This is a genomic window from Pseudomonas sp. Pse35, from assembly GCF_024519715.1.
GTDB lineage: Bacteria > Pseudomonadota > Gammaproteobacteria > Pseudomonadales > Pseudomonadaceae > Aquipseudomonas > Aquipseudomonas paracarnis.
The window spans coordinates 118,403-126,390 of record NZ_JALJRP010000010.1 but is presented as its reverse complement, the minus strand read 5'-3'; the positions used below and the strand labels follow the sequence as shown (position 1 = coordinate 126,390).

The following is a 7,988-nucleotide window of genomic DNA, read 5'->3' as shown; positions in this document are numbered from 1 at the left end:
GAGTTGGGCCATGGCCCAGTACATTTCGCCTTGTTGAATTTCGTGGGCGAAATGAAAGCGATCTATGACCTGATGGGTGCCAGGTTTTACCACGGCAAGGGTGACGGTTTCGATGAGACCGCCGCTGCCCATGGGGCCGTACACGCTGCAGGCTTCGGCACGCAGGTTATCCCAATCATAGACTTCGGCCCGAACGCCCCAGGCGGTGCGGCTGAAGGGGCTGAGGCCGTCGTGGTGGAAGCGGTAGACATAGACTTTGCGTCGGAAACGGTTGAAGCGGATGGGTTCGTCGCGGGGGGCTTCAACGTCCATGCGCCAGAAGTAACTTCCTAGCCATAAGCCGATGCCTATCGGGATAAGCTCCAATAATTTGGATAACAAAGACGAAGGTGTTGGAGAACTGGCGTGAATCATTATTAGGAACATTGTTAAGGACAGTGTCATTGCAAATAGGAATGCGGCACACCAAATGCCCACGCCACGCATTCTCACTGTAGCGCGTGCCAGTTCGAGATACACATCGTCAACATGATTGGGCGGATTCGAAAGTACGGGAGGATACGGCTCATTGGAGGGCGACTCGTTTGGTCCCGGCAGATCGTGCTTCCAGCCAGGAGCAGGTTTGTCGAGTAAAGGTGTTTTAAATACCATGATGAGCAGTTCCAGTTCGGGGTGATCGCCGCTTGTATCTTTAGCCGTTCGTCGTATTAAGGCTGCTTCGGTTGATGGCTTGTATTCAAGGCGCGGTGCGTGACTCCAGGTCTATTTCTGCTGGCCATCGCACTTTGGGAGCCAGGCGACGCGCGAGATTGAAGGTCACGTCTTCGTTGTTCCAGTCGCGGGGTGGGTGGGGGAAGGTGGGCAGGGCTTGCGGGCCTTGTTGCATGAACAGTTGGGCCATGGCCCAGTACATTTCGCCTTGTTGAATTTCGTGGGCGAAATGAAAACGATCAATTACCTGGTGGGTGCCAGGTTTCACCACGGCGAGGGTGACGGTTTCGATGAGACCGCCGCTGCCCATGGGGCCGTACACGCTGCAGGCTTCGGCACGTAGGTTATCCCAGTCATAGACTTCGGCCCGAACGCCCCAGGCGGTGCGGCTGAAGGGTCTGAGGCCGTCGTGGTGGAAGCGGTAGACATAGACTTTGCGTCGGAAGCGGTTGAAGCGGATGGGTTCGTCGCGGGGGGCTTCGGTGTCCATTCGCCAGAAATAGACGCCACCCCACAGTGCAGCAGTAAATGCCAAGACCAAGAAAATGCTTGGGATAATCGGTGGCGCCCCCTCCTTTGATATGTAGGCGATACACATGACGGGGGCCGCTATTGCAAGCGAGAACATAAAAGGAGTTAACCAAACACTAACCCCGCGAACCCTTAAAGTGGCACGCGCCAGTTCAAGGTACACATCGTCAACATGATTGGGCGGATTCGATAGTACGGGTGGATACGGTTCGTTGGAGGGCGATTCGTAGGGTCCCGGCAGATCGTGCTTCCAGCCAGGAGCAGGTTTGTCGAGTAAAGGTTTTTTGAATAGCATTGGAGTAGTTCCAGTAGGGGGGTGAGGGCTGCTTTTAACCTTTGGCGTTTCAAGCGGGCAGCAGGCAACCAATAAGCAGGCACACTGTTGATGATCACCAGCGATTGTTGCCATGGGAAAAGTAGGCAAATGCCCATGTCAAGTTCATCCAAGGCTGTGGTTTACAAGCTATCCATCAAGATGAGCTCGGCGTAGGCATCGTGAATGTCGCGATCGGGCCAGTAGGTTACCGACAAGGTCGCCGCTTCAATGTTGTGCCGACGGCGGTCGGGCAACAGTACAACCGCGCCTTTGATATCGTGGACCTGCGAGGTACGGGCATCGGCCAACGAGACGGTGCGAACTTCCTGCGTGGGCAGGGTGCTGTCGGCCCGGTAGTCAGGCTTGTTCGGACGTTTGGGCACAGCCAGCGCCGCTCGGCGTTCGCTGGCGGCGGTTGCCAGGGTGGGGGGATTCAACTCGCCTTCGGCCAGCACTTCGCCGCCGGTGTACTCGTTGGCCGAGCCATCGCCGTGACGATGAACCGTCAGTGACCAGCGATAGGCCGACCGGTTGGCATCGAAGAACGGCAGAACCAGGCGATATTCGACGTGCTGTTCATGGACCTGTGCGCCCACACTACCCATGGGGCCGCCCCAGCCATGCGAGCCGCTATCGACGATTCGCAAGCGGAAGTTGACGCCCGCCTCTACACCCAAGGTTGCGGCATTCAGTTCGGCGATGGCGATGTGTGCGTGTTCAGGTTTGTTCCAATGAATGGGCGGATCTTCATTGTGTTTACCGAAATAACACCGGCGTGCCCAGCGATCGAGAGGTGTTGACTCTTCCCCCTCTGCCCATTTGTACACCCCATATCCAGCTAGACCGAGAAATATGGCTATGCCAAGTGGACCGAGCAGCGTGCTGGCTGCGGTGGCGGCAGCCCAGACACCAAACCCTGAGCCAACTGCTGAAAGCAGCGTGGAGATTCCATATCCCCAAGCAGCGGAAGTATCGCCGCCCTCCCAAGTACGATTAGCAGCAAACCCCGCTCGCGTCGCATCGTACAGCCCTGCCACAGCACCAATACTCCCCCCGGCCCGTACGAATACGTTGCCCACCCGTGCAGTCGCTCTTGCTGCAGTCATCGCCTGGGCAGACAAGCTGCCCGCCTTCTGCACCTGCACCGCCCCTTTTTCCAGTGAAATACCTACAATTTCCACCCCTCCACCCAACACCCCCAAACTACTGCCATACACCGCCAACCTGGCCTCAACGGCCTTTTCGCCCATGGCTTTCTCCGCTTCCTTGAGACTTTTGTTCAGCGAGTCGCTAAGCAGGTACATCCCGCCCATCGCCATCAATAACTCGCTACTGCCGACCGCGCCACGCAGCCCGGTAAAGCCGGTGCGAACCCATCCAGCCGCCAGGTATGAGGACACCTTGACCCCCTGCAGCACCTTGCGCGCCTGCGGGTCCAGGGTGCCAACCCCGACTGCGATTTCGACTAGCGCAGCTTGGGCACCTTTGCCCAGCTGATCCACGCCGAGGTTGGCCTGGCGCATCAGGCTGTCCTGCAGCTCGGTGACCTGGCCTTCCACCCAGACGCTGAGGGTCACGCTGAGGTTGGCTATTTTGGGGTCCAGCACCGCCAGGCTGAGCAGGCCGCCCTGAATCAACGGGCGCACCTGTTTGCGCACCTTGCGGGCCTCTTCGTCGGTTTTGCCCAACTCGTCCTTGAGGCCTTCCCAAGTGCGGTCGATGGCATCCGCGGCCTTGCGTTGCAGGTTGCGCAGGTGCTCGCATTGCAGGGCGTAGTATTCACCGAGCTTCATCTTCACCTTGAGTTCGGTCAGATGAATGCCGTTGTAGAGCAGTTGGCTGGCACTGTTGAGACGCGAAACCGCCCGCCCCACGCCAGGGCCGAGTGACGGTTGCAAGCGGGCGGCAGCGGCATTGAGGGCGCCGAGAAGCTGCGCCATGGCGTGCTGTAAACGGGGGCGGACATGCTGCTTGAAGTCGTCGTTGGCGATGAGCTTGGTAAGAGTGGAGTAGAGCTTTTCGCTGTCGTTCCAGTCGCCATCACCTGTTGCATTGAAACTGGGCAACAGATCCGCCAGCAAGCCTTTGTCACGCAAGAGAAGGGCGCGGTAGATCGGGCTCTGTGGGTCGTTCAGCCATTCACTCCACAGGGAGGCGGTATGGCCGTTATCTTGAGTCGCGGGCGCTTCACTGATACCACCTTCAAGGCACAGCGCCATGGTCTGGCTGTAGGCCCGTCCTGATGGGCGGTCATTACCGTCGTAGTCATTTTGCTCGACACACACGAACAGGCTGGAGCGGCACGCTGCCGCGTAGGCGTGTGCGCTTTGGTCGATATAACGCTGATAGTTGGCCCACTCCTGCTCATACAGTTGGTGAAACAGGGCGCGGCTCTGTTCATCGTAGCGTTCCTCCAGTTTCTGGTTGTGGGCGAGTGTGCGCTTCTGGACGATTCGCTCGCGTTGCTGCTCAGGGCTGGAAAATACCGGTGGGCCATCGCCGGTCATGGGCTCGACAGACGCCGCTAGGGGCGTCTGGCCTTCTGCCTGTTCGCGATGAACTTCGCGAATGGCCAGCAGTAACTGAGAGGTCTGGTAGCGATAAGCCCGGTCCGGGTCGTTCATCCAGGCCTGGCGCTGCTGCACCCAGCGGTTGCGCGTGTCGTTGAGTTCCTGCACCAGGCCAATGATGTCATCCAGTACAAACGCGAGGACGCCTTGTTGGAGCTTGTGCTGTGGGATGGCGCTGCGCAGGAAGCCCTTCAGCGCGCCCAGGCGATGGGCGCGGCTATGGAAACCGTGCACGCTGTCGAATCTTGGCGCTGCCTCTTGCGGGGGATGCTCATAAAAACGCCAGTCGGGTTCGGTAGGGATGGGCAATGGGCTCGTCGGGTGGTGTTGGTATTCGTAAACCTGCTTGTCCACCTGCAGGTTTTCATCGGTCATGGCCAGGCCAACGCTGGCTGGGTTGTCGCGTGCGCTGGCGAGGTCGAGTGTCTGGAACCGCTCTGAAGCCTGACCGGCCTTGTAGGCGTCCAGCACGCTGGCGGGCCACGGGTCATTGGCAAAGGCCAGCCACGCTTGGGTATGTTTGTCGGTGTCGATGTTGAGGAACGAGGCCGGGCAGTCGTGGTTGGCCGCGACGCAAGCATCGGACAGCGGGGTCTCGTTGGCAGGCGGCGGTGCGTAGGGGTTGAATTGACGTAGATAACCGTCCGGGCTGATCTGGTAAGCCTGCCAGATTTTGCGATCGAGCAAGACATACAGGTAGCCGGCGCGCAAGGTGCGCAAGCCCAGGCGCGTATCGATATGCACGGTATCCGGACGCACTGGCTCATTCGGTGAGCGCGGCACCAGTGCGTGGCGCAATGGCAGGATGGGCAACCCTTTACGTTGGCAGGCTTTGCATTGATCGTTTGAAACGGCGGTTTCGGCTATAACGATGCCCAGTTGTGTGCCCAAGGTCATTGAGGTGCTCCGGCATAGGTCAGGTCCGACACTGCCCTTTGCAAGGCGATGTCGTTGTAGGGGACCAGCAGTTGGCTGAGCGGCGCTTGCCCCTGAACCGCTTGTTCAATCACGGCGCGAAAGCCGGTGTGCTGGTGCAGATGCGGATGCAGCATCAGGCGATGCAAGGCGAGTGTCAGGATGTCGTCCTCGCGGCTAAGCCCAAGCTCACGGGCTTGCTGGATATGGATATAGGCTTGTGCCGCCGCTTGGGGCGGCAGCGCAGTAGGGCCGCTCCAGCGAGCCGGGGCATACGCCAGCGGCAAGTTGAGCGCGCGACGCCAACAGTTCAGCAAGGCTGCAACCATGGGGGCGTCCTGCTGTACCGCCGTCGTGTAAGGGCCCGGAACGCTACGACGTTCGGGCCCGCCCACCAATACGCTGCCGGCACCGCTGCTGGTGGGCAGGAACCAGCGTCGAATGGGCCACCAGGGCCCCTCATTGTTGCCAAAAGTGCCAGCCAACAACTCCAGCCGAACGGGCTCATGGATCGGGAAAAATATTCGCCCTTGCTCCAAGGGCAACCACCCGAGCGAAACGATGTGGGCACTTAGCGCCTGGGATGGGGCGCTGCTACTGAGCCAGCCGCACACGTAACGCTTGTGACGATCCACCTCCTCATGAGCGCGTAAGGCAGATAGCGCCAATAGCGCCTGCGACGGTGAGCTTCCAGGTGTTGCGAGGGTCACCAGCACTGGGCAGGCCGACGGCGTATGGATCAGATCGGGCCGATGCACAGGCGTGACGGCATCGTCGCCGAGCGTTTGGCGCAATACCTCTATGCGTAATGGATCGTCTGCGGCGCAGTCGGCCAAGGGGTCGAGTAATAAATACAGGGTGGCATCGGGCGCATGCTGTTCGGCCACGAACGCCTGGACGCTGGCCGGCCTCATCGGTTTTTCTCCACACAGGCCTGACCTGTTTCGGGCTGCAGCTGCAGCTTCAGGGCTTGGCCGTTGCCTGGGTTTGTGGCGTTGACCGGGCCACGCAGGGTTATCGCTATGCCATTGAGGTGAATGCCTTGCGCGTCGAGCGTGAGGCTACCTCCCGGGCTTTGGAAGACCACACGCTCACTGGCTTGCAGTTGGTAGACCGTGGTGGTGTGGTGTATGCCTTGGCCGGCAGTTAGACGATGTTGCCCCGAGATCGTTTGCTGGCAGTGACCGCCCACTTCGCTGTGATGGTTGGCCGTTGTGGTGTCGTAGCGGTTATTGCCGACCCGCTCACTGCGATCCCGACCGACAGTTGTCTCATGGTCACGTCCCGACGAGAGCGTGTGGTCCCGGCCGATCACGTGGGACTGGTCGTTCCCGATAGTGATCTGCTCGTCATTGCCTACTTCTTCTTTGCGGTTATTACCTACAAACGTTGTGTTGTCATGTTTGACATGAACGTTCTTGTCCTTTTCGGCATGGATAAACACCTCCTGATGGCCCAACTCATCCTCAAAGCGCAGCTCGTTGAAACCTGCACCCTTATGGGTTTGGCTCTTGATGGTCATCCGCGTCTTGTGTTTGGGCAGCTCATACGGCGGCAGATTGGTCTCGCGATAGGTACGGCCTGTGGCGATGGGCTGGTCAGGATCGCCATCCAAATAGCTGATCACCAGCTCTTGACCCACACGTGGAATGGCCATGGCGCCCCAGGTCGCACCGGCCCAACCCTGCGCCACTCGAATCCAGCACGAGCTCTGATCGTCGTTTTTGTCCGCACGATCCCACGGGAATTGCACTTTCACCCGGCCCCATTCATCGCAGTAAATCTCTTCCCCTGGCGGCCCGACCACGGTGGCAATCTGCGGGCCGTCGATGCACGGTTTGTCGCGCAGCGGGGCTTTCCAGTCGGAGGTCCAGCGGATGGCGGTCGCGGTCATTACATAAGAGGTGCCGTGGTCGCTGCCGAACGCCTCTTCCTCCAAGCTGGTGTGCTGTTTGCCTTCGTGGGTGATGGCGATGGTGCGCCAGCGGTCGTTGAAGTCTTCGCGGGGATGTTCGTTGAGGTCGAACGCCAGCCCCGGTTGCAGGCGCGCGTCGTCACCGGCCAGGTGCGCCAGTTTGGCGTCATTGCGCAGGGCGGTGAGCCGAGTCTTGGTGAAGGGCTTGCCGGCGATGTCGCGTTTGTAGCGGCCGGGGTAGTCGTAACGTTCGTAGTCCTTGTGCTGATTTTTCAAGTCCTGGTCGCCGGTGGCGGTGTGCTGTTGGTCGTAGCGCGGGTGGGTGAAGGTGTAGTCGCGCTGCACCTGGCGTGCGGTGCGTACTTGTTCGGTGTAGTGGAAGCGGTTTAACGCTGGTTCCTTGGAGTCGCCACCTCCCATGGGCTGGTAGATCACCGGGCAGTCGGTGTGGGTGCCGATGGTGCCGAGGCCGCCGACGCGGTCGGTGAGCACGAGGGTGTGGCCGTCGGCGCGGTGTTCGAAGGTGTAGAGCAGGCCTTCTTCGGCGGCGAGGCGGGCGATGAAATCGAGGTCGGTTTCGCCGGCCTGTACGCAGTATTCGCGGCGTTGGTGATCGAAGCAGATTTCGCGGCGGATGTCGGTCAGCCGGTGCTCGGCAAGCACGTTGGTGATGATGTCGGGCACGGTCTGGCCCTGGAAGATGCGCCAGTTGGAGCGCAGGTCGAAACGCGCCAGGGTCGGTTCGATGACGGCGGTGTAGCGGGTGCGACGGAAGCCGGTGTCGCCCTGAGTGAATAGGCTGACAAGGCCGTGTACGTAGCGCACTGGGGTTTCGTCGCGCCAGATGGTGAACAGCCCCGCCAGGTCGAGCACGTTATTGAAGTCGATGGCCGCGTTGTGGCTTGCCAGTTCCAGTTCCAGTTTGAACGGCTGGGACAGGCCTTCTTCAAGCGAGAAGGACACCACGTCGAAGGCATCGCCTTTCAAGGGAGCGAAGGTAAAACGCAAGTCGCATTGGCGGGGCATGGGG

5 protein-coding genes are annotated in these 7,988 nt (G+C 59.9%); all 5 read right to left on the bottom strand.

What is annotated here, in order from left to right; translation table 11 throughout:
• Window positions 1-651: DUF6708 domain-containing protein (locus OC445_RS11645; protein ID WP_262020162.1), on the bottom strand; the 651-nt coding region annotated here is incomplete at its 3' end.
• Window positions 652-736: 85 nt separating this feature from the next.
• A complete protein-coding gene (locus OC445_RS11640) occupies window positions 737-1,246 on the bottom strand; it encodes a DUF6708 domain-containing protein (protein ID WP_308455335.1) in 510 nt (169 codons plus the stop codon).
• Window positions 1,247-1,698: 452 nt separating this feature from the next.
• On the bottom strand, window positions 1,699-5,025 hold the full coding sequence (locus OC445_RS11635) for a T6SS effector BTH_I2691 family protein (protein WP_054895739.1): 3,327 nt from the start codon (window positions 5,023-5,025) through the stop codon (window positions 1,699-1,701).
• The gene (locus OC445_RS11630) at window positions 5,022-5,957 is read right to left on the bottom strand and encodes a hypothetical protein (RefSeq protein ID WP_054895738.1); all 936 of its coding nucleotides are present in this window, start codon (window positions 5,955-5,957) and stop codon (window positions 5,022-5,024) included. The genes OC445_RS11635 and OC445_RS11630 overlap by 4 nt, the downstream gene beginning before the upstream one ends.
• Window positions 5,954-7,984, bottom strand: coding sequence for a type VI secretion system Vgr family protein (locus OC445_RS11625; RefSeq protein WP_054895737.1), 2,031 nt, complete (start codon window positions 7,982-7,984; stop codon window positions 5,954-5,956). The genes OC445_RS11630 and OC445_RS11625 overlap by 4 nt, the downstream gene beginning before the upstream one ends.
• Window positions 7,985-7,988 lie beyond the last annotated feature (4 nt).

Excerpts from the sequence above, each read along its gene's own strand:
- OC445_RS11635 (WP_054895739.1), bottom strand. The coding sequence starts at position 5,025 with ATGACCTTGGGCACACAACTGGGCATCGTTATAGCCGAAACCGCCGTT.
- OC445_RS11630 (WP_054895738.1), bottom strand. The coding sequence starts at position 5,957 with ATGAGGCCGGCCAGCGTCCAGGCGTTCGTGGCCGAACAGCATGCGCCC.
- OC445_RS11625 (WP_054895737.1), bottom strand. The coding sequence starts at position 7,984 with ATGCCCCGCCAATGCGACTTGCGTTTTACCTTCGCTCCCTTGAAAGGC.